Origin of the sequence: Rhodococcus sp. WMMA185 (genome assembly GCF_001767395.1) — a bacterium.
Classification (GTDB): Bacteria; Actinomycetota; Actinomycetes; order Mycobacteriales; family Mycobacteriaceae; genus Rhodococcus_F.
Genome location: NZ_CP017014.1, coordinates 1480382 through 1506935 on the forward strand (window position 1 = coordinate 1480382; position 26554 = coordinate 1506935).

General features: G+C 65.5%; 26 protein-coding genes. 22 read left to right on the top strand and 4 right to left on the bottom strand.

What is annotated here, in order from left to right; translation table 11 throughout:
- Nucleotides 1-5 precede the first annotated feature (5 nt).
- The 10 genes from thrS to BFN03_RS06750 all read left to right on the top strand — a co-directional run bounded on the left by thrS (nucleotide 6) and on the right by BFN03_RS06750 (nucleotide 9977).
- Nucleotides 6-2063 (top strand): threonine--tRNA ligase, encoded by a 2058-nt coding sequence (thrS, locus tag BFN03_RS06710; RefSeq protein WP_070378361.1) that lies wholly within the window; start codon nucleotides 6-8, stop codon nucleotides 2061-2063.
- Between the two features lie 5 nt (nucleotides 2064-2068).
- Nucleotides 2069-2650: an HIT family protein gene (locus BFN03_RS06715; protein WP_070378362.1), complete on the top strand. Its 582-nt coding sequence runs from the start codon at nucleotides 2069-2071 to the stop codon at nucleotides 2648-2650.
- A 71-nt stretch (nucleotides 2651-2721) separates the two neighbouring features.
- Nucleotides 2722-3387, top strand: a complete 666-nt coding sequence (pgsA, locus tag BFN03_RS06720; RefSeq protein ID WP_070378363.1) for a phosphatidylinositol phosphate synthase — start codon at nucleotides 2722-2724, stop codon at nucleotides 3385-3387.
- A complete protein-coding gene (locus BFN03_RS06725) occupies nucleotides 3384-4286 on the top strand; it encodes a phosphatidylinositol mannoside acyltransferase (protein WP_070378364.1) in 903 nt (300 codons plus the stop codon). The genes pgsA and BFN03_RS06725 overlap by 4 nt, the downstream gene beginning before the upstream one ends.
- Complete coding sequence (locus BFN03_RS06730) at nucleotides 4283-5410, top strand: glycosyltransferase family 4 protein (RefSeq protein WP_070378365.1); 1128 nt, start codon at nucleotides 4283-4285, stop codon at nucleotides 5408-5410. The genes BFN03_RS06725 and BFN03_RS06730 overlap by 4 nt, the downstream gene beginning before the upstream one ends.
- A complete protein-coding gene (locus tag BFN03_RS06735) occupies nucleotides 5407-6429 on the top strand; it encodes an NUDIX hydrolase (protein WP_070378366.1) in 1023 nt (340 codons plus the stop codon). The genes BFN03_RS06730 and BFN03_RS06735 overlap by 4 nt, the downstream gene beginning before the upstream one ends.
- 152 nt (nucleotides 6430-6581) lie before the next feature.
- Nucleotides 6582-7484, top strand: coding sequence for a pyridoxal 5'-phosphate synthase lyase subunit PdxS (gene pdxS, locus BFN03_RS06740; RefSeq protein ID WP_070380683.1), 903 nt, complete (start codon nucleotides 6582-6584; stop codon nucleotides 7482-7484).
- Nucleotides 7485-7740: 256 nt separating this feature from the next.
- On the top strand, nucleotides 7741-8406 hold the full coding sequence (locus BFN03_RS20585; RefSeq protein ID WP_198163406.1) for a helix-turn-helix domain-containing protein: 666 nt from the start codon (nucleotides 7741-7743) through the stop codon (nucleotides 8404-8406).
- Complete coding sequence (locus tag BFN03_RS20590; RefSeq protein ID WP_232320447.1) at nucleotides 8337-9119, top strand: RNA-guided endonuclease InsQ/TnpB family protein; 783 nt, start codon at nucleotides 8337-8339, stop codon at nucleotides 9117-9119. Before BFN03_RS20585 ends, BFN03_RS20590 begins: the two co-directional genes overlap by 70 nt.
- Before the next feature lie 36 nt (nucleotides 9120-9155).
- Nucleotides 9156-9977, top strand: a complete 822-nt coding sequence (locus tag BFN03_RS06750) for an acyl-CoA thioesterase (RefSeq protein ID WP_070378367.1) — start codon at nucleotides 9156-9158, stop codon at nucleotides 9975-9977.
- Nucleotides 9978-9981: 4 nt separating this feature from the next.
- Here BFN03_RS06750 and BFN03_RS06755 read toward each other — a convergent pair whose 3' ends face one another.
- Nucleotides 9982-10605 (bottom strand): hypothetical protein, encoded by a 624-nt coding sequence (locus tag BFN03_RS06755; RefSeq protein WP_084385521.1) that lies wholly within the window; start codon nucleotides 10603-10605, stop codon nucleotides 9982-9984.
- Between the two features lie 56 nt (nucleotides 10606-10661).
- On the opposite strand from BFN03_RS06755, the gene BFN03_RS06760 reads away from it, so the two are divergent.
- Nucleotides 10662-11516 carry an acyl-CoA thioesterase gene (locus tag BFN03_RS06760; RefSeq protein ID WP_070378369.1) on the top strand — a complete coding sequence of 285 codons (855 nt, stop codon included), beginning with the start codon at nucleotides 10662-10664 and terminating at the stop codon, nucleotides 11514-11516.
- Nucleotides 11513-12121: a pyridoxal 5'-phosphate synthase glutaminase subunit PdxT gene (gene pdxT, locus BFN03_RS06765; RefSeq protein WP_070378370.1), complete on the top strand. Its 609-nt coding sequence runs from the start codon at nucleotides 11513-11515 to the stop codon at nucleotides 12119-12121. Before BFN03_RS06760 ends, pdxT begins: the two co-directional genes overlap by 4 nt.
- On the opposite strand, the gene BFN03_RS06770 is transcribed toward pdxT, so the two are convergent.
- Both BFN03_RS06770 and BFN03_RS06775 read right to left on the bottom strand, forming a co-directional pair.
- Entirely contained in the window at nucleotides 12118-13044 is a 927-nt protein-coding gene (locus tag BFN03_RS06770) for a hypothetical protein (protein ID WP_070378371.1), read from the bottom strand. The two genes, pdxT and BFN03_RS06770, sit on opposite strands and share 4 nt — an antisense overlap.
- The gene (locus tag BFN03_RS06775) at nucleotides 13041-13397 is read right to left on the bottom strand and encodes a GntR family transcriptional regulator (RefSeq protein WP_070380684.1); all 357 of its coding nucleotides are present in this window, start codon (nucleotides 13395-13397) and stop codon (nucleotides 13041-13043) included. Before BFN03_RS06775 ends, BFN03_RS06770 begins: the two co-directional genes overlap by 4 nt.
- A 145-nt stretch (nucleotides 13398-13542) precedes the next feature.
- On the opposite strand from BFN03_RS06775, the gene BFN03_RS06780 reads away from it, so the two are divergent.
- From BFN03_RS06780 to BFN03_RS06825, 10 genes are all read left to right on the top strand, one after another.
- The gene (locus tag BFN03_RS06780) at nucleotides 13543-14295 is read left to right on the top strand and encodes a YebC/PmpR family DNA-binding transcriptional regulator (RefSeq protein WP_070378372.1); all 753 of its coding nucleotides are present in this window, start codon (nucleotides 13543-13545) and stop codon (nucleotides 14293-14295) included.
- 132 nt (nucleotides 14296-14427) lie between these two features.
- Nucleotides 14428-14997 carry a crossover junction endodeoxyribonuclease RuvC gene (gene ruvC / locus BFN03_RS06785; protein WP_070378373.1) on the top strand — a complete coding sequence of 190 codons (570 nt, stop codon included), beginning with the start codon at nucleotides 14428-14430 and terminating at the stop codon, nucleotides 14995-14997.
- Nucleotides 14994-15596 carry a Holliday junction branch migration protein RuvA gene (ruvA, locus tag BFN03_RS06790; RefSeq protein ID WP_070378374.1) on the top strand — a complete coding sequence of 201 codons (603 nt, stop codon included), beginning with the start codon at nucleotides 14994-14996 and terminating at the stop codon, nucleotides 15594-15596. Before ruvC ends, ruvA begins: the two co-directional genes overlap by 4 nt.
- Nucleotides 15597-15607: 11 nt before the next feature.
- Nucleotides 15608-16714, top strand: coding sequence for a Holliday junction branch migration DNA helicase RuvB (gene ruvB, locus BFN03_RS06795; protein ID WP_157109684.1), 1107 nt, complete (start codon nucleotides 15608-15610; stop codon nucleotides 16712-16714).
- Between the two features lie 135 nt (nucleotides 16715-16849).
- Nucleotides 16850-17212: a preprotein translocase subunit YajC gene (gene yajC / locus BFN03_RS06800; protein WP_070378376.1), complete on the top strand. Its 363-nt coding sequence runs from the start codon at nucleotides 16850-16852 to the stop codon at nucleotides 17210-17212.
- A gap of 127 nt (nucleotides 17213-17339) precedes the next feature.
- Nucleotides 17340-19043: a protein translocase subunit SecD gene (secD, locus tag BFN03_RS06805; protein WP_070378377.1), complete on the top strand. Its 1704-nt coding sequence runs from the start codon at nucleotides 17340-17342 to the stop codon at nucleotides 19041-19043.
- Complete coding sequence (secF, locus tag BFN03_RS06810) at nucleotides 19040-20275, top strand: protein translocase subunit SecF (RefSeq protein WP_070378378.1); 1236 nt, start codon at nucleotides 19040-19042, stop codon at nucleotides 20273-20275. The genes secD and secF overlap by 4 nt, the downstream gene beginning before the upstream one ends.
- Before the next feature lie 2 nt (nucleotides 20276-20277).
- Complete coding sequence (locus BFN03_RS06815) at nucleotides 20278-22032, top strand: ABC transporter substrate-binding protein (RefSeq protein ID WP_070378379.1); 1755 nt, start codon at nucleotides 20278-20280, stop codon at nucleotides 22030-22032.
- Between the two features lie 182 nt (nucleotides 22033-22214).
- Nucleotides 22215-24590 carry a RelA/SpoT family protein gene (locus tag BFN03_RS06820; RefSeq protein WP_070378380.1) on the top strand — a complete coding sequence of 792 codons (2376 nt, stop codon included), beginning with the start codon at nucleotides 22215-22217 and terminating at the stop codon, nucleotides 24588-24590.
- 90 nt (nucleotides 24591-24680) lie between these two features.
- Nucleotides 24681-25007, top strand: a complete 327-nt coding sequence (locus BFN03_RS06825) for a putative quinol monooxygenase (protein ID WP_070378381.1) — start codon at nucleotides 24681-24683, stop codon at nucleotides 25005-25007.
- Here BFN03_RS06825 and BFN03_RS06830 read toward each other — a convergent pair.
- Nucleotides 24997-26451, bottom strand: coding sequence for an FAD-dependent monooxygenase (locus tag BFN03_RS06830; RefSeq protein ID WP_070380685.1), 1455 nt, complete (start codon nucleotides 26449-26451; stop codon nucleotides 24997-24999). The genes BFN03_RS06825 and BFN03_RS06830 overlap by 11 nt on opposite strands.
- Nucleotides 26452-26554: the final 103 nt, after the last annotated feature.

Here is a 26554-nt window from a genome sequence, read left to right on the forward strand (position 1 = left end):
TCGCCGTGACCACCCCCGTACCTGTCGCCCCAGCCACCCTCGTCCGGGTGCCCGCGGGGACTACGGCCGGAACAGCGGTCCGGGAGGCCGGGTACCCGAGCAAGGGCTCGGACGCGATCGTCGTGGTCCGTGACGGCGACGGGCAACTCAAGGATCTGTCCTGGGCGCCCGAAACCGATGTCGAGGTCGAACCGGTGGCTGCGGACACCGAAGACGGTCGCAGCGTCATCCGGCATTCCGCGGCCCATGTGCTCGCGCAAGCAGTCCAGCAGGAGTTCCCCGACGCCAAGCTCGGTATCGGCCCACCCATCAAGGACGGCTTCTACTACGACTTTGCTGTCGACCGCCCGTTCACTCCCGAGGATCTGGCCACCCTCGAGAAGAGGATGAAGAAGATCATCAAGGGGTCGCAGCGCTTCTCGCGCCGCGTCGTCGAGTCGGTCGAGGAGGCGCGGGCCGAGCTGGCGGCGGAGCCCTTCAAGCTCGAGCTGATCGACGACAAGTCGGGAATCGACGATCCGGAGATCATGGAGGTGGGCGGTAGCGAGCTCACCATCTACGACAACCTGGATCCGCGGACCGGCGAGAAGATCTGGGGCGACCTGTGCCGTGGCCCCCACATCCCCACGACCAAACACATCCCGGCGTTCAAGCTCACCCGCAGTTCCGCCGCGTACTGGCGCGGTAACCAGGACAACGCCGATTTGCAACGCATCTACGGGACCGCCTGGGAGTCGGTGGAGGCGCAGGATCGGCACCTCGAACTTCTCGCCGAGGCCGAGCGGCGCGACCACCGCAAGCTGGGGTCGGAGCTGGACCTGTTCAGCTTCCCGGAAGAACTCGGCTCCGGTCTGCCGGTGTTCCATCCCAAGGGCGGCATCATCCGCACCGAGATGGAGGACTACTCACGCAAGCGCCATGTGGAGGAAGGGTACGACTTCGTCACCACCCCCCACATCACCAAGGGTCACCTGTACGAGGTGTCGGGCCACCTCGACTGGTACCGCGAGGGCATGTTCCCGGCGATGCATATCGACGAGGAGCGCAACGAGGACGGCACCGTGCGCAAGCCGGGCCAGGACTACTACCTCAAGCCGATGAACTGCCCGATGCACAATCTGATCTTCCGCTCCCGCGGTCGGTCGTATCGCGAGCTGCCGATCAGGCTGTTCGAATTCGGCTCGGTGTATCGCTACGAGAGGTCGGGTGTCGTCCACGGGCTGACCCGCGTGCGTGGAATGACCCAGGACGACGCGCACATCTACTGCACACGCGAACAGATGCGCGACGAACTGGCCACCACACTGCAATTCGTTCTCGGTCTGCTGAAGGACTACGGCCTCGACGACTTCTACCTCGAGCTGTCGACCAAGAACCCGGACAAGTTCGTCGGCGACGACGAGGTCTGGGAGGAAGCCACCGCGACGCTGGCCGAGGTGGCCGAAGCATCCGGGTTGAGCCTGTTGCCCGACCCCGGGGGCGCCGCGTTCTACGGCCCCAAGATCTCGGTACAGGTCCAGGACGCGCTGGGGCGTACGTGGCAGATGTCGACCATTCAGCTCGATTTCAACCTGCCCGAGCGTTTCGATCTCGAGTACACGGCGAGCGATGGCACGAAGCAGCGTCCGGTGATGATCCACCGCGCGCTTTTCGGCTCGATCGAACGGTTCTTCGGAGTGTTGACCGAGCACTACGCCGGCGCGTTCCCGGCCTGGCTCTCACCCGTTCAGGTGGTGGGCATCCCGGTGGCGGAGACCTTCGCCGATCACCTCTTCGGCGTGGTGGAGCGGCTGAAGAGCGCCGGCATCAGAGCGGAGGTCGACGCGAGCGACGACCGGATGCAGAAGAAGATCTTCAACAACACCGCTCAGAAGGTGCCGTTCATGCTCCTCGCGGGCGCCCGCGATGTGGAGGCGAACGCCGTGAGCTTCCGCTTCCGTGACGGTACCCAGGTCAATTCGGTGCCCGTCGACGAAGCGGTTCGCATCGTCACCGACTGGGTTGTCCGCCGTGAAAATGCTTCGCCGACAGCGGAGTTGGTTCGACCGGGCGGGGAGGGGTGACGCGCATGGCCGAAGGCGAGGAAGTGGGCGCCGACGAAATGCCGGGCGGTGTAGGGCCGCTCGTGGACCGCGGCCCGGGGGAGCCCGATCACCTTCAGCGGATCTGGTCGCCGCATCGCATGTCGTACATCGCCGAGGCCCCGAAATCGCGGGACGCTCTCAATGAGCCGTTCATCGACATCCCGAAAATGGACGACGAGGAGGGGCTGATCGTGGCGCGCGGCGAGCACGTCTACGCGGTGCTCAACCTGTACCCGTACAACCCGGGTCACATGATGATCGTGCCCTATCGCAAGGTCGCCGCGCTGGAAGATCTCACGCCGGAAGAGAGCGCCGAACTGATGTCGTTCACGCAGCAGGCTCTGCGTGTGATGAAGCGGGTGTCGCGGCCGGACGGGTTCAACGTCGGCCTGAACCTGGGTAGGGCGGCCGGCGGCTCACTCGCCGAACACCTGCACCAGCACATCGTTCCCCGATGGCGTGGTGACGCCAACTTCATCACTGTGCTCGCAGGGGTCAAGGTGATGCCGCAGCTGCTGCGGGAGACGAGGGAATTGCTGGCGAAGGCTTGGATGAGTGATCGCTAGATGAATGGCGTGCGAGTTCGCAGACTTGCGCGTACGGGGTTCTGGCACGAGGTGAAGAACGGGGTGGAGAGGTGCTGAGCTTCTTCGGACGGGCATCCGTGTCCAAGGTGACGGCACCGTTGGGAAAGGCGCTGGTCAAGACCGGGCTCACACCCGACTCCGTCACGATCATCGGCACCGTCGCAACTGTGGCGGGCGCGGTGACGCTGTTTCCCAGCGGGCATTTGTTCTGGGGAACGATGGTCATCTGGCTGTTCGTGATGTTCGACATGCTCGACGGTGCGATGGCCCGCGCACGAGGCGGTGGCACCCGATTCGGCGCGGTGCTCGACGCCACGTCCGACAGGATTGCAGACGGCGCGATCTTTGCCGGTCTCGCCTGGTGGGCGGTCTATCACGAGAACAGCAAACCGCTGCTGGTCGCGACGCTCATCTGCCTTGTGACCTCGCAGGTAATCTCGTATGCGAAGGCGCGCGCCGAGGCGAGCGGCCTGTCCGCGGACGGTGGGCTGATCGAACGCCCCGACCGCCTGGTCCTGGTGCTCGTGGGTGCGGGCGTGACCGGTCTCGGCGTCCCATGGGCGATTCACGTCGCCATGTGGTTGCTTGCGGTGGGGAGTGTGATCACCGTGTTCCAGCGGATTCTTGCCGTACGGGGTTCGGCCGGCGCACGGGACTTGCTGCCGGTGCAGGCGACGGACGATACATCCGATGACGGACAGTCGACTTCGCAATGAATGTCTCGGAGCGCCTGACCGACCTGGGTTACGCCGCCGGGTGGCGACTGGTGCGTGCCCTGCCGGAGCGAGTGGCCGTGACCCTGTTCGACAAGGGCGCGGACCTCGCGGTCAGAGGGGGCGGGCCCGAGCAGTTGCGCCGGAACCTCGGCCGTGTCCTGGGTGTGTCGGCGGAGGAGGTTCCGGATTCGCTCATGAGGGCATCGGTGCGGTCCTACGCGCGCTACTGGCGGGAGGCATTCCGTCTGCCGTCGATGGACCTCGTGAAGACCGGTGCTGCCCTCGACGCGCTCGTCGAAGGGCAGGAATACCTCGACGCCGCGAAGGCGAACGGCAAAGGGGCGGTGATGGCGCTCCCGCACAGTGGAAACTGGGATATGGCGGGAGTGTGGTGTGTGCAGCACTGGGGCGCCCTGTCGACTGTCGCCGAGAGGTTGAAGCCCGAATCGCTGTACAAGCGCTTCGTCGACTACCGCGAGGGTCTCGGATTCGAGATATTCCCGCTCAGTGGGGGAGACAATCCTCCCTTCGCGGAGCTGTCGGCGCGCTTGCGGGACAATAAGATTGTCTGTCTCCTCGGCGAACGCGATCTAGCGAAGAAGGGCGTGCCCGTCTTGTTCTTCGGTGAGCCGACGCGGATGCCCGCCGGGCCGGCGAGACTCGCGATCGATACCGGCGCACCGCTCATGCCCGTGCACTGCTGGTTCACCGACGGCGGGTGGGGATTCCGGATCGACCCACCGATCGACACCACCGCAGGTGTCTTCGCGGCCACGCAGGAACTGGCGCAGCGGTTCGAAGCCAACATCGCGGCCCACCCCGAGGATTGGCACATGCTTCAGCCGCTGTGGCTCAACGATCTGCCGCAGGACAAGCGCTCGCGCATGGAGAAGTCGTGAAGATAGGAATGGTCTGCCCATACTCGTTCGATGTCCCGGGCGGAGTGCAGGCCCACGTCGTGGACCTCGCCGAGGTGCTGATCGAGCGTGGGCACAAGGTGAGCGTTCTGGCCCCGGCCTCCGAAGGCGTCGATCTCCCCGATTTCGTAGTCTCCGCCGGTCGGGCGCTTCCCGTTCCCTACAACGGGTCGGTGGCCAGGCTGAGTTTCGGTCCGGCCGCCAGCGCCCGGGTGAGGCGCTGGATCTCCGACAACGACTTCGACGTCCTGCACATCCACGAACCGAACGCACCGAGCCTGTCCATGCTCGCTCTGCGTGTGGCCGAGGGCCCGATTGTGGCCACCTTCCATACTTCGACGACGAAGTCGTTGGTGCTGAGCACGTTTCAGTCGGTGCTTCAGCCGTATCTGGAGAAGATCAGCGGCCGGATCGCGGTATCGGAACTGGCGCGCCGGTGGCAGGTCGAGTCGCTCGGTTCCGATGCGGTCGAGATTCCCAACGGCGTCGACGTCCAGGCGTTCGCGAATGCCGAACTCCTGCCCGGATATCCGCGTGCCGGGCGCACGGTCCTGTTTCTCGGACGGTACGACGAGCCGCGCAAGGGCATGGATGTGTTACTGCGCGCGCTGCCGACGTTGGTGGAGAAGTACCCCGACCTCGAGGTGCTGGTGGTCGGCCGCGGCGACGTGGACAAGTTGCGCCGCGCCGCGGGGCCGCTGTCCGCGCACCTGCGTCTCCTGGGTCAGGTCGACGACGCCGAGAAGGCTTCAGCCTTGAGGAGTGCCGATGTCTACTGCGCGCCGAACCTCGGCGGTGAGAGCTTCGGAATCGTGCTGGTGGAGGCTATGTCCGCCGGGGCTGCCGTCGTGGCGAGTGAGTTGAACGCGTTCCGGCGGGTTCTGCGTGACGGACAGGCAGGCGTCCTGGTTCCGGTCGGTGATGCGACTGCGCTTGCGGCGGGGATCGACTCGGTGCTCAGCGATCCCGCACGCCGCGCCGCGCTCGTCGACGCTGGGCGAAGTGTCGTCGCCGAGTACGACTGGCCTGTGGTGGCCGAACAGATCTTGCGCGTATACGAGACGGTCACCGTCGGCCGTGACAGTGTGCGGGAGGTCGGCTCATGACACTCTCCGCCCTCACGATCTTGATCCTCGTCCTCGTGCTGGTCGTCGTGCTCGCAATCGGATTGTGGGCGTATGGAACGGCCAATCGACTCGACCGGCTGCACGTTCGCTCGGATCTGTGCTGGCAGGCCCTCGATGCGGCCCTCGCGCGGCGGGCGGTGGTCGCGCGAGCGGCAGTGGCGGCTTTGGATCCCCCCGAAGGCAGATCGCTCGCGGCACTTGCCCAGCGGGCGGAACGGTCGGACCGGGCAGAACGAGAAGTCGCCGAGAACGCGTTGTCGAGCGCGCTGTCGTCCCTCGACCTCGACAAGCTGCCACCGCAGTTGGTGGCCGAGCTGGCGGACGCCGAGGCCAGGGTGCTGATCGCTCGCAGGTTCCACAACGATGCCGTTCGTGACACCCTGGCGCTGCGGACGCGAAGGCCCGTCCGATGGCTACGCCTCGGCGGCATGGCTCCCTTGCCGACATATTTCGAGATCGCCGAACGCTCGTCCGCGGCCGCCGTTACGGAGGGGCTGGCGCTCGACTCGGTCCGGACGTCAGCGAGGGTGGTCCTGCTCGACGACCGCGGCCGGGTCCTGCTATTGAGGGGACACGATCCGACCGTCCCCGAGGTCTACTACTGGTTCACCATCGGTGGTGCCGTCGAGCAGGGAGAGAACCTGCGCGCCGCGGCGGTTCGGGAGATCACCGAGGAGACCGGGTACGTCGCTTCGGCGGAGTCGCTGCGCGGGCCGATGTGGCGACGGGTGGCCGTGTTCTCCTGGAACGGTCAGCTCATCCGCTCCGAGGAGTTGTTCTTCGCCCTACGCGCAGACAGATTCGAGCCACACCACGGCGGGTTCACCGAACTCGAGGAGCGCTCGATAACCGGCTACCGATGGTGCACCGCCGATGCGATCCGCGAACTGGACGCCTCGGGGGAGACCGTCTACCCACGGGATCTGGCGGATCTACTGGACGAGGCGGACGTGGTGGCGTCGGCCACGGACGATCCTGAGGTGCGCGCCATAACGTAGGCACCGTCCGTGCAGACCGGAGAAAGCCAGCAACAGGCGACTGGCTACGGAAGGTCGCGAACCGTCGTCCTAGAATCAAATACTGCAGCGTGAATTTCGTTCTGCACGCATGTCGTTATCGAAGTCAATCAATGCCCAACCAGGAGACTGCTGTGAGCACCCCCGACACCACTCCCGCCACCGGTACGGCGCGCGTCAAGCGCGGCATGGCCGAGATGTTGAAGGGCGGGGTCATCATGGACGTCGTCACACCCGAGCAGGCGAAGATCGCCGAGGATGCGGGGGCCGTAGCGGTCATGGCGCTCGAGCGGGTTCCCGCGGATATTCGCGCACAGGGCGGTGTCTCCCGGATGAGTGATCCGGACATGATCGACGGCATCATTTCCGCCGTGTCCATCCCGGTCATGGCCAAGGCCCGTATCGGCCATTTCGTCGAGGCCCAGATCCTGCAGTCCCTCGGTGTCGACTACATCGACGAGTCCGAGGTGCTCACCCCCGCCGACTACGCCAACCATATCGACAAGTGGGAATTCACCGTCCCGTTCGTCTGTGGCGCCACCAACCTCGGCGAGGCTCTGCGCCGAATCACCGAGGGAGCGGCAATGATCCGCTCCAAGGGCGAGGCGGGCACCGGCGACGTGTCCAACGCCACCACCCACATGCGCACGATCGGTGGCGAGATCCGCCGACTGTCTTCGCTGAGCACGGACGAACTCTACGTGGCGGCCAAGGAATTGCAGGCCCCCTACGATCTGGTCGTCGAGGTGGCGAAGGCGGGTAAGTTGCCGGTCACCATGTTCACCGCCGGCGGTATCGCGACCCCGGCCGACGCGGCGATGATGATGCAGCTCGGCGCGGAGGGCGTCTTCGTCGGCTCCGGAATCTTCAAGTCCGGCAACCCCGCCGAACGTGCCGCGGCGATCGTGAAGGCCACCACGTTCTTCGACGACCCTGATGTCCTCGCAAAGGTCTCCCGCGGACTCGGTGAGGCCATGGTCGGAATCAACGTCGACGACATCCCCGTCCCGCACCGCCTCGCCGAGCGCGGCTGGTGACACGCGCGATCAGTGACGCGCACGATCGGTGACACGCGCGATCGGTGATACGCACGATCTGGGGCGTGATTCGAGAGGAACCCTCACCCACGTGAGGGTTGCAACTGTTGCCGGAAATGCGGAATTCTGTGTTGTTTTGTGGAGAAATCTCCGTTGTCGGGTTTCCCCACGGATTGTCGGCGTATGCCGCTATAGTCGAAAGTATGTTCGAGTCGGGTGGGGCGGAGATTCGGTGGCGGGCCGTGGGGGTTGTCGGGTGAACACGGTGCTGCAGGCGTACCGGTTCGCCCTCGACCCCACCTCCGCCCAGGACGCGATGCTGCGGTCGCATTGCGGGGCGCAGCGTTTCGCCTACAACTGGGGGCTGGCCACGGTGAAAGCCAATCTGGATCAGCGGGCCGCGGAACGGTCCTACCGGATCGCCGACGACGATCTGACCCCGGCCGTGGACTGGTCCGCATACTCTCTTCGTAAGGCCTGGAACCTGGCCAAGGAGGAGACCGCCCCGTGGTGGGCGGAGAACTCGAAGGAGGCGTATTCGTCCGGGCTGGCGAACCTCGCTGCCGCACTGTCGAACTGGTCGACGTCCCGGTCCGGCAAGCGCAGGGGCCGCCGGGTGGGCTTTCCCCGGTTCAAGGGCAAGAGGTCGGCGCTGTCGTGCCGGTTCAGCACCGGGGCCTTCGGGCTCATCGAGGCGGACCGCCGGCACGTGAAACTACCGAGGATCGGAACCGTCCGCACCCACGAGTCCACGAGGAAACTCGCCCGCCGTGTCGACGCGGGGACGGCCCGGATCCGGTCGGCGACCGTGGCGTTTCGGCGGGCCGGTGGTTCGTCTGCTTCTCCGTTCAGGTGCGGCGCGCCGAACCCGAAACGCGGACGACGGATGCACCGTCGGTGGTGGGGGTCGATCTCGGGGTGAAGACCCTGGCAGTGCTCTCCACCGGAGAAATGATCGAAAACCCGAAGCATCTCGAGCACGCCCAGAAACAGTTGCGCCGCCTGCAGCGACAAGCTTCTCGCCGGGTGGGTCGGGACAAGCGCACCGGCCAGCAGCCGTCGAACAGGTGGCTTGCCACCCAGGCGCGGGTCGCCCGGTTGCACGCGTATGTGGCAGATGCCCGACGGGACGGGTTGCACAAGCTCTCGACCCGACTGGTCCGCAGTCACGATGTGGTCGTGCTCGAGGATTTGAATGTGGCGGGGATGCTGCGGAACCGGTCGCTGGCCCGGCATATTGCTGGGGTCGGCATGGGCGAGGTGCGCCGTCAGACCGAGTGCAAGACCGCCTGGCGTGGGTCGTCCGTGCACATCGCGGACCGGTGGTATCCGAGTTCGAAGACGTGTTCGGCTTGCGGGGACGTGAAAGCCAAGCTGTCCCTGAAGAAACGAGTATTCAAGTGTGACTGCGGTCTGCGTATGGACCGTGACCTGAATGCGGCCCGCAATCTGGCGGCCCTGGTTCAGACGTCCTCCCCGAGTTGCGGGGCGACGGTAAACGAGCCCGATGGAACCCCACGGAAGGCCCGCACTGTGCGGGCGGCGGGGATCGCCACGGGAAGACTCACACCTCGTGTGAGTCAACGCCGGGACCGTGAGGCTCCGGCTCGGGGAACGTTCTTCCACGTTTCCTGAACGGTGTAGCGGTACGAGCGCGGGAAAGGGCCGTGGATGGCGACGATCGAAGAGATCCTCGAGGTGGAATACCTCGAGGAGAACATCTTTCGAGGGATAGCAACTGAGACCACACTTCCTCGGACCTTCGGCGGGCAGGTGGCAGGTCAGGCGCTGGTCTCCGCCGTCCGCACGGTCGATCCTCGCTTCTCGGTGCATTCGCTCCACGGCTACTTCCTGCGTCCCGGTAACCCCACGATGCCGATCGTGTATCTGGTGGACCGGATCCGGGACGGTCGGTCGTTCGTGACCAGGCGGGTCAGTGCGGTGCAGGACGGTCAAGCGATCTTTTCCATGTCGGCATCGTTCCAGGCTGCGGACGAGGGCATCGAGCATCAGGACGAGATGCCCGTCGTCCCGCCGCCGGAGACGTTGCCGTTCGCCCGTGACTCGGGAGACCCGGAGATCGCGTGGCTGGCTCGTGAGTGGTCCGATTGGGACATCCGGATGGTCGGGGACGGTGAAATCGACCGTCGGACCGGCGCCGCCGCCCAACAGCAGGTGTGGTTTCGGTCACGCCGGACGCTACCCGACGACCCCGTCTTCCACGTGTGCGCGCTGGCCTACATGAGTGACATGACGCTCCTCGGCGCGTCGAAGGTGCCCCACCCCGGTGTGGCGACGCAGTCGGCGTCTCTGGATCACGCGTTGTGGTTCCTGCGCCCGTTCCGTGCCGACGAGTGGTTGCTGTACGACCAGACGTCGCCGTCCGCAGGGTTCGGGCGGGCACTGGCGCAGGGCCGGATCTTCGATCAGGCGGGAAACATGGTCGCGGCGGTGGTGCAGGAGGGGCTGACGAGGTTCCTGCGCACCGATTGAGGCCTCACCGAAAGACGTGCACGGCGGGCTTCGGCGGGTGGTCGTAACGCACGAGCAGGTCGGGTTCTTCCGAGGTGGCGGCGTCATGGTGCAACAGCGCATCGACCGTCCAGTGCTGGTCGGGCGGTGTGCGCCGTCGCAGAGCTCCTTCGCTCAGGTGTAGTCGCACGGTGACGTCGAAGCCGAGACCCCGGCCGAGCAGCATCGGGCCGGCCACGACGATCACCTGCTTGTCTTCGGCGGGTACCCGCGCGCAGCGGGCGGACCGGTCCCGGCCCTGGTCCCACAGGCGAGGCAGCCACCTGCGGTCTGCGCGAAGAGAGGCCACCACTTCGCGGCGGAGGGCGTCGTAGTCGAACCACAGCGTGCGGTAGCTGAGTTCGTCGTCCCGCCCGTGTTCGAATCGAAGCGATGCGGGACGTACATAGTCGCTCAGCGACACGATGTCACAGGGACGTCCCCGCTCCCGTAGGGAGTGGCACACCGCGTCGGCCAGCGGGATGGGGTGTGCAGCGTCCGGTGCGTCGATTGCGACGGCGGCGGTGCCCTCCACCGCCTCGCACCGGTCGGCAACGAGTGAGACGAGTCCGTCCGGGCTCATCGGTGTGAACATCGTCATGGCTCTCATGGTGCCTCGAGCCCGATGGCGGCAGATAACCTTGACCAGGCACAAGAGGAGGGCATATGGCGAGCATCGAGGACATCCTCGAACTCGAGACGTTGGAAAAGGACATCTTCCGTGGGTCTGTCCACCCGTCTGTATTGGAACGGACCTTCGGTGGTCAGGTGGCGGGTCAATCTTTGGTCTCCGCGGCGCGCACCGTCGGCGAGGAGTTTCGGGTCCATTCGCTGCACGGGTACTTTCTTCGGCCGGGAAATCCGTCCGCTCCCACCGTGTATCTGGTCGACCGGATTCGTGACGGGCGGTCCTTCTGCACCAGGCAAGTGACCGGAATCCAGGACGGCAATGCGATCTTCACCATGTCGGCTTCGTTCCACACGGTCGATGCCGGGATCGAGCATCAGGACACGATGCCGCCGGTCCCCGAACCCGAAGACCTCGTCGACACGCAGACCATCGAGAAGCTTGCCGCCACCGAGCTCTACCAGGAGTGGAAGGATTGGGACGTCCGTATCGTTCCGGCCGATTCCACCCGCCGGATTCCCGGCATCACCGCCCAGCAGCGGGTGTGGATGCGCTACCGCGAGCCGCTTCCGGACGATCCGGTCTTCCACGTCTGCACCCTGGCCTACATGAGCGACATGACACTCCTCGGCGCCTCGAAGGTGCCGCACCGCGGCGTGGTGACACAGACGGCGTCCCTGGACCACGCGATGTGGTTCCTGCGACCCTTCCGGGCCGACGAGTGGTTGCTCTACGACCAGACGTCGCCTTCCGCTGGTTTCGGACGCGCCCTCACACAGGGGCGGATGTTCGACCGGAATGGCTCGATGGTCGCCGCTGTTGTACAGGAGGGACTGACACGCATTCAGCGTGACCCGAGTAAGTATGGCGTCGAGACAGGAAACCTGGCATGATTCGCCCCCTCGTCGGAGTGCTCGCCCTTCAGGGTGATGTCCGCGAACACTTTGTTGCACTGAATGATTCCGGTGCCGATGCCATGGGCGTGCGTCGCCCGGAGGAACTCGGGAAGGTCGACGGCCTGGTCATTCCGGGTGGGGAGTCGACGACGATGAGCAAGCTGCTCGAGGTCTTCGAACTTCTCGAACCGCTGAAGGCGCGCCTGCGCGAAGGGTTGCCGGCCTACGGATCCTGCGCCGGAATGATCTTGCTCGCCAGTGAGATCCTCGATACCCGGCCCGACGCGAAGCATCTCGGAGCGATCGACATGACCGTGCGCCGCAATGCCTTCGGCCGTCAAGTCGATTCCTTCGAATCCGACGTCGACTTCGCCGGCATCGTGGGTGATCCGCTGCGGGCCGTCTTCATTCGCGCTCCCTGGGTCGAGCGGGTCGGCGACGACGTCGAGGTTCTTGCCCGTGTGCCCCAGTCGGCCGGCGCGGCAGCCGGACGGATCGTAGCGGTGCGGCAAGGTTCCGTGGTGGCCACGTCGTTTCACCCCGAAGTGACTGGCGACCGTCGGGTGCACGAGATGTTCGTCGACATCGTCCGCGGGGTCTAGCTTGCGGGCCGCGGCGTCACCAGGGAATTGAGCAGGGCGGCACCCTGCTCGGGCGAGTCGACCGTGACAGCAAACCGGCGGCCGTCGTTGTGGGTCAATACAATTCCCTCGCCGCCACGGATCACGACCGCAGTTCCTCGTGGCGTGAATCGGTAGCCCCAGCCACCCCAGTCGCCGGGCCGAATCACGGCCACCTGTGCCTGTGCGATGGAATCGAGTGGGATCCTCCGCCATCGCACGTTCCACGACGCCACGCTCAGACCCGTGCGGTCGACCTGCACGGTTATCGAGGCGAACGCGCCACCGACGACCGCCAGGACGAGGAACGCGGCAACGAGCCACAGGGCTCCCAGTAGCGCGGACATCACGGCAGCTGCAGTCACGGTCAGTGCGAGTGCCGACGCCCATCTCCCGCGGGCGTAACCGGTCCAAGCGGCGCGCTCGTCGGGCCCCAGGGGGTCGGGCAGCGTCGGTGCGGGCCCGTAGCGCTCGTTGCGTGATATCCGATAGAGCAGAGCTACCGCCGCTATCGCCCCCACGATCCCGAGCACGGGAAGGAGAGCCCAGAAGCCCAGCGTCGCGGCCTCGGGGGAGCCTGCTCGTAGGGTTGCGGCGACGCTGGCGATCCACACCGACGCCGCAGTCCACCCGGCAAGAATCGTCGCCGAGAGCCACAGCGCCTGGTCGGCGCGGGACGTACTGACCACGATGCCGGCGATCACCGTCGCGCCGATGCAGACGGCGAGGACCGACCAGAAATAGGTATCAGTGTCGCTGAATCGGTCGGGCCGGATGCCGGACCAGTGGCTGGCGACCACGGGTGGAAGCCCGCTGCCCCACGCGAGTTTCGCGATCACGAGCGCGAAGAGGGGCAGGGCCGTAGCCGCGGTGGCGGCCATCTGTCTCGTACGGAGCGTCGTCATCGCTGTGTCGTCTCCTTGATCAAGTCGAGCATCTGGTCGGTGTCGAGTCCGAGTCGCCTCGCTTCGGCTACGAAAACGCGTGCGGCTTCGGCTAATCCGGCGCGAACCGGATCCGCGTCGGTGCGGATGATCGCACCCCGGCCCCGCCGAAGGTCGATCAGGCCCTCGTCGCGCAGTGCGGCATAGGCTCGCAGCACCGTATGAAGGTTGACTTCTATGGACTCGGCCAGGGCTCGCGCGGACGGGAGGCGGTCTCCCGCACCGATCTCGCCGCGCAGAAACGCGCCCCGGACATTAGCGGCGATCTGCTCCGCCAATGGGGTGGTGGAGTTGTGATCGACCCGCATCAACATGTTCGCATTGTATGCAAACAATGAGCAAATCTGCAAGCTAGGTGCGACTCCGATCGCGCGGGGCCTGCCGGGCTGCGGGTAACATCGGCAAAGCTGAAACCGTGCAGTCGGCGTGCAAAAACAGCAGGAAAGGGGCTTGAATCGCATGAGCGGCCACTCCAAATGGGCCACCACCAAGCACAAGAAGGCTGTGATCGATGCCAAGCGTGGCAAAGCCTTTGCGAAGCTGATCAAGAACATCGAGGTGGCGGCCCGTACCGGCGGCGGCGACCCTGCGGGAAATCCCACTCTGTACGACGCCATCCAGAAGGCGAAGAAGACGTCAGTCCCCAACGACAACATCGAACGCGCGCGCAAGCGTGGCGCCGGTGAAGAGGCGGGCGGCGCCGACTGGCAGACCATCATGTACGAGGGCTACGGTCCGAATGGTGTCGCGGTCCTCATCGAGTGCCTGACCGACAACCGCAACCGCGCGGCGGGAGAGGTTCGCACGGCGATGACCCGCAACGGTGGGAACATGGCCGACCCCGGCTCGGTGTCCTACCTTTTCGCGCGAAAGGGTGTGGTCACTCTGGAGAAGGGTGACCGGACCGAAGACGACGTGCTGATGGCCGTCCTCGATGCCGGTGCGGAAGAGGTCACCGATCTCGGCGAGACGCTAGAGGTCGTGAGCGAACCCGGCGACCTCGTTGCGGTCCGCAGCGCTCTTCAGGAAGCGGGAATCGACTACGAATCCGCCGAGGCCGACTTCCGGGCTTCCGTCGAGGTTCCGGTCGATGTCGACGGCGCCCGCAAGGTCTTCAAGCTCGTAGACGCACTCGAAGACTCCGACGACGTGCAGAACGTCTATACCAATGTCGACCTCTCCGACGAGGTTCTTGCGGCACTCGAGAGCTGATCGCACGGCGGGGAAGGGGCAAGGCTCGCATGCCTGCCCCTCCCCGCCGTTCTGCGTGTTGGTGCGCGGACTCGTCCGACCCCACGACTAAGCTATCGAACAGCTGTTCGGCATCGAAAGAGGTGGCTTTGCGTGCGTGTGCTGGGTGTGGATCCCGGTCTGACCCGGTGTGGGTTCGGCGTGGTCGACGGTGGAAGCGGTCGCACGGTCACTCCTGTGGCGGTCGAGGTGGTGCGTACCCCGGCTGATCTGGAATTGTCGGCCCGGCTGCTGCGGATCTCCGAGGCAGCCGAGGGGTGGATCGATCTCTATCGCCCCGAGGTGGTGGCGGTCGAGCGGGTGTTCTCCCAGCACAATGTCCGCACCGCGATGGGCACAGCCCAGGCGGGTGGCGTGGTTGCCCTCGCTGCCGCACGCCGTGGCATACCCGTGTGCTTCCATACCCCCAGTGAAGTGAAGGCGGCGGTCACAGGTAGTGGTTCGGCCGACAAGGCCCAGGTGACGGCCATGGTGATGCGCATCCTCGCGCTGCCGACCGCACCGAGGCCCGCCGACGCCGCGGACGCACTGGCGTTGGCGATCTGCCACTGCTGGCGGGCGCCGATGATCGAACGCATGGCCCGCGCCGAGGCCGCGGCCGCAGAGCAGAGACGCCGCTACCAGGCCCGGCTGGCCGAACTGAAAAAGGCAGGTTCATCATGATCGCGTCCGTCCGCGGTGAGGTGCTCGAGATCGCCCTCGACCATGCGGTGATCGAGTCCGGCGGTGTGGGATATCGCGTCAATGCGACGCCGGCGACTCTCGGTGGCCTGCACCGTGGGACCGAGGCCCGACTGGTCACGGCGATGATCGTGCGCGAGGACTCGATGACGCTGTACGGGTTCCCCGATTCCGAGTCGAAGGAGCTGTTCGGGCTTTTGCAGACCGTGTCGGGCGTCGGCCCTCGTTTGGCAATGGCCACCCTCGCCGTGCTCGAACCCGAGGCCCTGCGTGCGGCGCTGGCAGATGGGAACGTCGCGGCGCTCACGCGGGTGCCGGGCATCGGTAAGCGCGGCGCCGAACGGATGGTCGTCGAACTGCGCGACAAGGTCGAGGCGGTCGCATCCCCGGCCGGTGCGGTATCGGCGAGCGGCAACGGCGCCGGATCGATTCGTGACCAGATCGTCGAGGCGCTGGTCGGGCTCGGCTTCGCGGCCAAGCAGGCCGAACAGGCCACCGACTCCGTCCTCGCCGACACGCCCGAGTCGACGACTTCGTCGGCGCTGCGTTCGGCACTCTCACTGCTCGGGAAGACAAAGTGAATCTCGAACCCATGGACGGCGCGGACGACTACGACGCGGTATCGCCGGTCTCCGCCGAGCTCGTCAACGGCGACGGCGATATCGAGGCGAGTCTGCGGCCGAAGAATCTGCACGATTTCATCGGGCAGGCGCGAGTACGGGAACAGTTGCAGCTGGTGCTCACCGGCGCCAAGATGCGCGGCGGGACACCGGACCACATCTTGCTGTCGGGACCGCCGGGACTGGGCAAGACCAGCATGGCGATGATCATCGCCTCCGAACTCGACTCCTCACTTCGGCTCACGTCGGGTCCGGCGCTCGAACGCGCAGGCGATCTGGCGGCGATGCTCAGCAACCTCGTCGAGGGTGATGTGCTGTTCATCGACGAGATCCATCGCATTGCCCGGCCCGCAGAGGAGATGCTCTACCTCGCAATGGAGGACTTCCGGGTCGATGTGGTGGTCGGCAAGGGTCCAGGGGCCACTTCGATACCACTGGAAGTTGCGCCGTTCACCCTGGTCGGAGCAACCACTCGCTCTGGCGCGCTGACCGGGCCCCTGCGTGATCGGTTCGGCTTCACCGCGCACATGGATTTCTACGAACCCGCCGAGTTGCAACGGATCCTCATGCGCTCGGCGGGCATCCTCGGAGTTCGGCTGGGGGAGGAGGCGAGCGCCGAGATCGCCAGTCGGTCCCGGGGCACGCCTCGTATCGCGAACCGCCTGCTCCGGCGGGTTCGGGACTACGCCGAGGTTCGGGCGGACGGGGTCGTCACCCGAGAAATCGCTCATGCTGCGCTCGCGGTGTACGATGTCGACCAGTTGGGCCTGGACCGTCTCGATCGGTCTGTTCTCAGCGCTCTGGTGCGAAGTTTCGGTGGCGGACCGGTCGGTGTGGCAACTCTCGCTGTAGCCGTCGGGGAAGAACCGTCCACCGTTGAAGAGGTTTGCGAGCCCTTCCTGGTGCGAGCTGGGATGATCGCTCGAACACCGCGCGGACGTGTCGCCACCGCGGCCGCATGGATCCAGTTGGGGCTCACGCCTCCACCGGACGCGGTAACCGGGGGAATCGACGTCCGCGTCAATGAACCTCAGACCTCGTTGTTCGATCAGGAGCAATTCGATCCTGAGGGCGCCTGATCGGGTGGGCGAAATGCCCGCATCTGCCGCCCCGAACCGATGCTCGGTCCGGTAATGGCACACTGGTGTCCTGCATCGGCCCAACCGGGGCCAATGCTAACGACCGTTCGACATACCTCGAGGTTGACTTAACTGATGGAACTTCTCTTCCCGCTCCTGATTCTGGCGCTGCTCGTCCCCATGTTCCTGGGGATCCGCCGGCAGAAGAAGGAGGCGGCACAGACTGCTGCTCTCCAGGATTCACTCGCGGTGGGAGATCGCATCTTCACCACGGCAGGGTTGCACGCAACCGTCGTCGGTCTGAAGGACGAAACGATCGAACTCGAAATAGCCCCCGGTGTGGTCACAACGTGGTCGCGACTCGTCGTGCGCGAACGGATCGAAGATGCTCCGCTGCCGGATTCCGGACCGATCGAGCACGAGTCGATCGAGGCCGACAGCAGGGGCGACGACCGTGGGAACGACGATGGCAATACGCCGCGATTGGGCAAGGATTGATCCGCGCGACCGACGCGCCCGAATCACACCGAGCCGGCAACCGGGACTGAGCCGACCGGTTCGCCGGTTCGGCGCGGTTGTCGAACGTTCCCACTCGAACTGTACGTACTGAGGAGACATAGAGATCGTGGCACCTTCTGGATCGGTGCATCCCGTCCGCTCCCTCACCGTTTTCGCGGTGCTCGTGGCGGTTCTGTATGCCCTGGTGTTCTTCACCGGTGACAAATCCACAACACCCAAGCTGGGCATCGACCTGCAAGGAGGGACCCGAGTCACCCTCACCGCGCGCACCCCGGATGGCAGTAGCCCGACACCCGACGCCCTGAGGCAAGCGCAGGAGATCATCGAGAGTCGCGTGAACGGTCTCGGCGTCTCCGGCTCCGAGGTGGTCATCGACGGAGAGAACCTCGTCATCACTGTCCCCGGTGACGACAGTTCGCAGGCTCGCTCTTTGGGCCAGACGGCGCGGCTGTATATACGTCCGGTCCAGACGTCGCAGGCCGCGGCCATCCCCGGAGGTCAGGCGCCGTCAGGGGAGAGTCCGGACGGAACGGGGGCCCCGGCGGACGGGGGAGCACCGGCAGACGGGGGAGCACCGGCAGACGGGGCACCCGCACCGCAGAACCGGCCGTTCCCAGCGCAGGATCCGACCACGCCACCGGCGCCGACGGAGGAGCCGACCCCTGCCGGAACGGACGGAGCCGACACCACCGATGAAGCTGCCGCCGAGATCGCGGCCGCGCGGGCAACGCGTCAGAGCACCGATCCGACAGTCCAGCAGCAGGCCATGGACACACTCGACTGTTCGGTGGCGGATCCGCTCCGAGGCAACGACGACCCGACGCTGCCGCTGGTCGCGTGTGACGAGAACGGCCAGTTCGTCTATCTGCTCGAGCCGTCGATCATCGACGGCCAGGAGATCGACGACGCCACGGCCGGGTTCAACCCCCAGCAGTCGCGGTACGAGGTGAGCCTGACGTTCAAGTCCGGGGCAAGCAACACCTGGGCAGCGTTCACAGCGCAGAACATCGGCAGGCAGGCAGCGTTCACGCTCGACTCGAAGGTCGTCAGCGCACCCGTCATCCAGGGCGCAACCCCCGCAGGCAGCGCGACGTCCATCACCGGTCAGTTCACCTCGGAGGAGGCGAACCAACTCGCGAACACGCTGAAGTACGGTTCGCTGCCGCTGTCGTTCGCGTCCTCGGAGGCCGAGACCGTGTCGGCGACGCTCGGTCTCGCCTCACTGGAGGCGGGTCTGATCGCCGGCCTCGTCGGCCTGGTCCTGGTCTTGCTCTACTGCCTGCTCTATTACCGGATACTCGGTGTACTCACCGCGCTGTCGCTGGTGTGCTCCGGGGTCATGGTGTACGCGATCCTGGTGTTGCTCGGCCGGTACATCAACTTCACTCTCGACCTCGCGGGTATCGCTGGTCTGATCATCGGTATCGGTATGACGGCCGACTCGTTCGTGGTGTTCTTCGAACGAATCAAGGACGAGATGCGGGAGGGGCGCAGTTTCCGGTCCGCGGTTCCACGTGGCTGGGCGCGCGCACGACGCACGATTCTCTCCGGTAACGCGGTCAGCTTCATCGCCGCCGCGGTGCTGTACGTTCTGGCGATCGGCCAGGTGCGCGGCTTCGCGTTCACCCTCGGCCTGACCACCGTCCTCGACGTCGTGGTGGTGTTCCTGGTGACGTGGCCGCTGGTCTACATGGCTTCGAGGTCGGCGTTCTGGTCCAAGCCAGGGGCCAACGGGTTGGGCGCGGTGCAGCAGGTCGCCAAGGAACGCAAGGCTGCCGCAGCGGCGGCGGCGAAGGAGTCACGAGTATGAGCGAATCGACCACGTCGTCTCGGTCCGCAGACCAGACGTCCCCCGATCCTTCGCTGTCCGATTCGGCTGTCGACCAGTCGTCGATGCCGCATCACAGCTTTCTGTCGCGGCTCTACACCGGAACCGGTGGGTTCGAGGTGGTCGGCCGCCGCCGCTTCTTCTACCTCCTGACCGGCTCGATCGTGCTGATTTCGCTCCTGAGCATCCTGATCCGTGGGTTCACCCTCGGTATCGATTTCGAGGGAGGGTCTCGGATCCAGTTCCCCGTTGGGGACGGCGTGAACACCACGCAGGTCGAAACGGTGTACTTCGACGCGCTGGGTATGGAACCGGTGTCGGTGCAGACGGTGGGCTCGGGTTCGGGCGAGACCGTGCTCATTCGCTCCGAGTCGCTGAACATGACTCAGGTCACGACACTGCAGGACGCGTTGTTCAACCAGTTTCAGCCGGTGGGCAGTGACGGCACGGTCGATAGGAACGCGATCAGTGTCGCCGAGGTCAGCGAGACCTGGGGTGGCCAGATCACCGAGAAGGCTCTGATCGCGCTGTTGGTGTTCCTCGTGATCGTCAGCGTGTACATCGCCGTCCGGTTCGAAAGGGACATGGCGATCGCCGCAATCGCCGCGCTGTTCTTCGACATCACCGTCACCGCAGGCGTCTACTCTTTGATCGGCTTCGAGGTGACACCTGCCACTGTCATCGGTCTGCTCACCATTCTCGGTTTCTCGCTGTACGACTCCGTGGTGGTGTTCGACAAGGTCGAGGAGAACACGCGGGGCATCCTGCACCTGAATCGACGCACCTACGCAGAGCAGGCGAACCTGGGTGTCAACCAGACACTCATGCGGTCGATCAACACGACCGTGATCGGCGTGCTGCCCGTGATCTCGCTGATGGTGGTCGCGGTGTGGATGCTCGGCGTCGGAACCCTCAAGGACCTGGCTCTGGTGCAGCTCGTCGGAATCATCGTCGGCTCGTACTCGTCGATCTTCTTTGCGACGCCGCTGCTCGTGACCCTCAAGGAGCGGTGGGGACCCGTGGCTGCGCACACGCGCAAGGTGCTCGCTAAACGAGCCGAGCAAGCGGAGGGGCGAGCGGCGCGGGCCGAGGCTACGGCGGCCGCAGGCGTGTCATCATCGGCCGGCGCTAGTGTTCCACGCGGTCGGAGCGCGGCAACGGCCCCCTCTCCAGGGTCACGTCCCACCGGAAAGCACAACAAGAAAAGGCGCTGACATTGCCCGGATCGAACACCACCCGTAGCGGTGTGCGCGCCCGATTCGGCAGAAGAGCCGTCGTAGCCGGAGCCGGTGTTGCCGCGACGGCGCTCCTCGCCGGATTGCTCGTCGGGTGTTCCGAGGAGGGCGAGCAGATTCCGACGATCGGGTACGCGATCGACAGCACCGTCACGACGTATAACGCCAACAGTGCGGCAGGGGCAGTCTCGGGCGCGCGTCAGGCATTCGCGCGGGTGCTGCCGGGGTTCACGTACACGGGGCCGGAGGGTGGGCCCGTGGCCGATACCGATATCGGAACGGCCAACATCACGCCGGGCGAGTCCCTCACGGTTCGGTACGAGCTCAACCCGAACTCGGTGTACTCCGACGGTGTACCGATGTCCTGCGACGACCTCATGCTGGCGTGGGCGGCGAACAGCGGTCGCTTCACTCAATCGAACGACGAGGGCGTGACGGTCCCGATGTTCGATGCGGCGAGCACCGCCGGCTACTCCGACATCGACCGGATCGACTGCCGGAGCGGGGCGAAGGATGCAATCGTCACCTTCAAACCGGATCGGTACGTCATCGATTGGAAGTCGCTGTTCAGTGCGACGGAGATGATGCCGGCTCACATCGTCGCCAACGCGACCGGCATCCCCGACATCGTTGCGGCAGTGCAGGATGCGGACAACGAGGTCATGGCCCGCATCGCGGACTTCTGGAACGGTGCGTGGACGATGACCCCTGGGGGGCTCGACCTCACGCTGTTCCCGGCATCGGGCCCCTACAAGATCGAATCGTTCTCCGAGGATGGCGGTCTCGTTCTCGTGGCCAACGATCGCTGGTGGGGCAACCGCCCCGCCACCTCCCGGATCGTCGTGTGGCCCAAGTTTTCCGACGTGAACGCGAAGATTGCGGATGGCACGGTCGAGGTTCTCGACGTCGCAACAGGATCGGTGCCGGGGATGAACCTCGATGGTTTCGATGTGACGGAAGTGCCGTCCTTCAGCGTCGAGCAGTTCATCCTCTCCACGTCCGGCGTGTTCGAGGACCCGGCCGCGCGACGGGCGTTCGCGCTGTGCCTGCCCCGTGAGGAGATGGCATCGAAGTTCGGCGCCCCGTCGGGGCCGGAAGGGACCGCGGGATCGGCAGACACGCGTTTCGTTCCTCCGGACAGTCTCGTCTACCGTGCGGCAGCCGACACCGTGAACGGCCGGTACAAGGCGCCTGATACCGAGGCCTCGGCCGCCGCACTCGCCGAGATCGACGACCCGTCGCCGACCGTGCGCATCGGGTATCTGGGGCCGGATCCGCGACGCGCCGAGATCGTGGCCGACGCGGCCGCCGCGTGCGCACCGGCGGGGATCACCGTGCAGGACGTCGGATCACCGGAGTTCACACCGTCGATGCTGCGTGACGGGCAGGTGGATGCGGTGCTCGCGGGCACGGCGTCAGCGCCCGGCGCTGCGGGTACGGCGGCGGACACCACGGCGATGTACGCCCTGCGCAGTGGTATCGGGTCGAACTTCGGCAACTATGCCAACGGCCGGATCGACGAGATCGTCGACCAGCTCGCGGTCGACGGATTCATCGGCACCCAGCTTGCGCTGTCGACCGAGGCGGAGAACATCCTGTGGTCGGAGATGCCCACGGTGCCTCTGTTCCATCAAGCCCGCTCCATCGCCTTCGCGTCGGGCCTGCAAGCCGGAACGGTCAACCCGACACGCTCGGGGGCCGGCTGGAACATGGACAGATGGATCTTTGTCAGGTGATCGATCGACACAGTAGAAATCGACACAGCAGAAGTGGCATCGTCTCCGAGCCCGACCGCTGGGCCGGGTAACTTCGTCAGTACTAATGTTATTGCTGGTGGCCCCTCACGGTCGCCGGGGCGCTGGTCTGAGAAGGACTAGGCGCGCAGCGCCCGAGTCGTTCGGTGGTAGGAGGTGACGGCATGACTTCGAATCTTGATCGATCGCAGAACACGGAATCAACCTCGTCCAAGCAGTCCGATGCCGAGTCACCTGCAGTGAATCAGGCTTCCGGCGACAGTCGCGGAACGCAGGGAGTGGCCGTTCCGGCTTCCGCATCGCGCCGGGTACGGGCGCGGCTTGCCAGGCGGATCACGGGGCAACGGAACACCGCGATCCGTCCGGTTCTCGAACCCCTCGTCAGCCTGCACCGGGAGCTGTACCCCAAGGCCGACCTCGCGATCCTTCAACGCGCCTACGATGTCGCCGAGGAGCAGCACGCCGACCAGCGCCGCAAGTCGGGTGATCCGTACATTACGCACCCACTCGCGGTGGCAAGCATCCTCGCCGAGTTGGGGATGGACACGACCACACTGGTCGCGGCCCTTCTGCACGACACCATCGAAGACACCGGGTACTCCGTCGAGCAGCTGACCGCCGAGTTCGGCGAAGAGGTGGCGCATCTCGTCGACGGGGTCACCAAACTCGACAAGGTGGTTCTCGGCAACGCCGCCGAGGGCGAGACCATCCGCAAGATGATCATCGCGATGGCCCGCGACCCTCGTGTACTCGTGATCAAGGTGGCCGATCGGCTCCACAACATGCGGACGATGCGATTCCTGCCACCCGAGAAGCAGGCACGCAAGGCCCGCGAAACCCTAGAGGTGATTGCGCCCCTCGCGCACCGATTGGGAATGGCAACCGTCAAGTGGGAGCTCGAGGATCTGTCGTTCGCGATTCTGCATCCCAAGAAGTACGAGGAGATCGTGCGCCTCGTCGCGGACCGCGCACCTTCGCGAGACACCTACCTCGCGAAAGTGCGTGCGCAGATCAACGCGACCCTGACGGCGTCGCGTATCAATGCGATCGTCGAGGGCAGGCCGAAGCACTACTGGTCGATCTACCAGAAGATGATCGTCAAGGGCCGCGATTTCGACGACATCCACGACCTGGTCGGTGTGCGGATTCTCTGCGACGAGGTCCGTGAATGCTACGCGGCGGTCGGTGTGGTCCACTCGCTGTGGCAGCCGATGGCGGGCAGGTTCAAGGACTACATCGCTCAGCCGCGGTACGGGGTCTACCAATCCCTGCACACCACGGTCGTCGGCCCTGAGGGCAAACCGCTCGAGGTGCAGATTCGCACCCACGACATGCACCGGACCGCGGAGTTCGGTATCGCCGCACACTGGCGGTACAAGGAGACCAAGGGCAAACATTCGGGCGACGCCACCGAGACCGATGACATGGCGTGGATGCGCCAACTGCTCGACTGGCAGCGCGAGGCCGCCGACCCGGGGGAGTTCCTCGAGTCGCTCCGCTACGACCTCGCGGTCAAAGAGATCTTCGTCTTCACCCCGAAGGGCGACGTGATCACGCTGCCCACGGGGTCGACACCGGTCGATTTCGCTTACGCGGTGCACACCGAGGTCGGGCACCGGTGTATCGGTGCGCGGGTCAACGGCCGACTGGTGGCGCTCGAGCGCAAACTCGAGAACGGTGAGGTGGTGGACGTCTTCACCTCCAAGGCGGCCACCGCGGGCCCCAGTCGCGACTGGCAGTCGTTCGTCGTCTCCCCGAGAGCCAAGACGAAGATTCGGCAGTGGTTCGCCAAGGAACGCCGCGAAGAGGCGCTCGAGGCCGGCAAGGACGCCATCGCCAAGGAAGTCCGGCGAGTGGGTCTGCCGCTGCAACGCCTGATGAACGCCGAATCGATGTCGTCCATCGCGCACGAGTTGCACTACACCGATGTGTCGATGCTCTACACCGCTGTCGGCGAGCACCACGTGTCGGCGCAGCACGTGGTGCAACGTCTGGTGGCCCATCTCGGGGGTGTCGGCGACGTCGAGGAGGAACTGGCCGAGAGGTCCACCCCGTCCTCCATCGCGATGCGTCCACGGACCAGCGGTGATGTCGGCGTGCTCGTTCCCGGGGCCGAAGGCACGGTCGTGAAGCTGGCCAAGTGCTGCACACCGGTGCCTGGTGACGAGATCATGGGCTTCGTGACCAGGGGTGGGATGGTCAGTGTCCACCGAACCGATTGCACCAACGCCGGATCGCTGCGGGCGCAGTCCGAGCGCATCATCGAGGTCGAATGGGCTCCCTCGACATCGTCGCTCTTCCTGGTGGCCATCCAGATCGAAGCGCTCGATCGGCACCGACTGCTCTCGGACGTGACGAAGGCCCTCGCGGACGAGAAGGTCAACATCCTGTCGGCGTCGGTGACGACATCAGGCGACCGAGTGGCGGTCAGTAAGTTCACGTTCGAGATGGGCGACCCCAAACATCTCGGACACGTCCTCAACGTCGTCCGCAACGTCGAGGGCGTCTACGACGTCTACCGAGTGACCTCCGCGGGGTGACGACCCAGGATTTCCCCATAGATATACATCCGGCGCTTGTCCCGCAGGCCTGACGACTGTCCGCCACGCCCATACGAATCGAGGTTCGCGATGATTTTCATTGTGGTGAAGTTCAACGTTCTCGACAGCCACCGGGACGATTGGCTGAACCTGACGAGAGAGTTCACGGAAGCGACGAGGGCGGAACCCGGGAACCTCTGGTACGACTGGTCTCACAGCGTGGACAACCCCAACGAGTACGTTCTGGTCGAGGGATTCCGGGACGCGCAGGCCGGTGCCGAGCACGTCAACTCCGAGCACTTCCGCCGGGGCATGGAAACAATGCGGCCGGCGCTGAGTGAAACGCCTCGGATCATCAATACCGAGATTCCCGGAGTCGAGTGGTCTTCGATGGGTGAACTCGAAATCACGCGGTAATCGCCGTTGGGTCCGATGTCGCGTTCCCGGCATCGGCCGTCCACTCGAGGAGAACCTCGCGCCACCCGCCCGTCGCGCTGACGCCCGTCCAGGCGATGTATCCGTCGGGGCGCACGAGCAGCGCCGGCCCGTCGCCCATCCGGGAGACCGCATGGACGCCGTCGGGTGGCGGTGCATCCCGCTCGGTGACGAGAACCGGTCCGCCCGAACGCATCACCTCGTACAAGGGCCCGTGGTTGGTGCGGAGGTCGGCGGCGCGCCGGCCCACCAGAGGGTGCTCACCCCGCCTGCGGCCGTAGTCGATGCTGATGCCAGAAAATCTGCCTGCGACCGCGTCTCCGATCGGAGGGAATCGCAGCAACGAGGCGACGACCACGTTGCGAACCTGCCGGAGAATCCATGGGCGTACCGTCATCATCCGGATCGTGGCACCGCTCGTGCGCAGAACGAGTTTTCCGATCGGATGTCTCTCGGCGTGGTAGCTGTCGAGTAGTGATTCGTCTGCGCCATCGAGTACAGCCGCCAGCTTCCACCCCAGGTTGACCGCGTCCTGGATGCCGGTATTCATGCCTTGCGCGCCCGCGGGCGAATGGACGTGTGCGGCATCGCCGGCGAGGAACACGCGGCCGGTGCGGTACTGCGGCACCTGCCGTTCGTCGCTGTGGAAACGCGACGACCAGCGCACGCTGCCCAACCCGTAGTCGGTCCCCATTGCGCTGCGGATCGTGCTGCGCAGCTCCTCCGGGTCGACCGGGGCGCTGTCGTCGACCTGGTGATTGCGGTTCCAGGCGATGGCACGAAAGAGTCCGTCGCGGTAGGGGGCCAGGAACGCGAATCCGTCGCGGACGGCGTTGACGGCTAGCAGACTCTCGGGCGGATCCGCCAACTCGACGTCGGCGAGCATGATCGACCGCAGTATGCCTTTGCCGGGGAACGGCTGGCCGATGAGCCCCCGCACCGTGCTGTGTGCACCGTCCGCCCCGACCGCGTAGCGCGCGTGGAAGGTGTGCACCTGTCCCGATGCGTCGCGACCCTGGACGTGCACGCTGTCCTCGTCCTGTTCGACGGAGGTCACGGTGATTCCGCGGATGATGTCGGCTCCACGCTCTTGTGCGTGCTCTTCGATGGCCCGGTCCACGTTTTCTTGAGGGGTGACGACGACGAACGGGAACCGGGATGCGAGCCTGCCGAGGTTCAACGTCGCGCCTCGCCACAGCTTCAGACCCGGCAAGGAGGCGCCGTTCGCCACGAGTTGATCCGCGAGTCCGCGTGAATCCAGGGTCTCGAGCGTGCGGGCGTGGACCCCGAAGGCTCGGCTGAGCTGTGACGGGGCGGGGCGCTTGTCCAGCACGGTAACCGTGCGGCCTGCCAACGCTACCTCACCGGCGAGCATCGATCCGGTGGGCCCGGCTCCGATCACCACGACGTCGATGTGTCGCTCCATGACGGCCTCCCGTCGATCGTCGCCGATTCCGGCGCGACCGGTCAACAACTGTTGACTCTCACGGTAGTCCTGTTGTCGTGCGGTAGTCAACAGTTGTTGACTA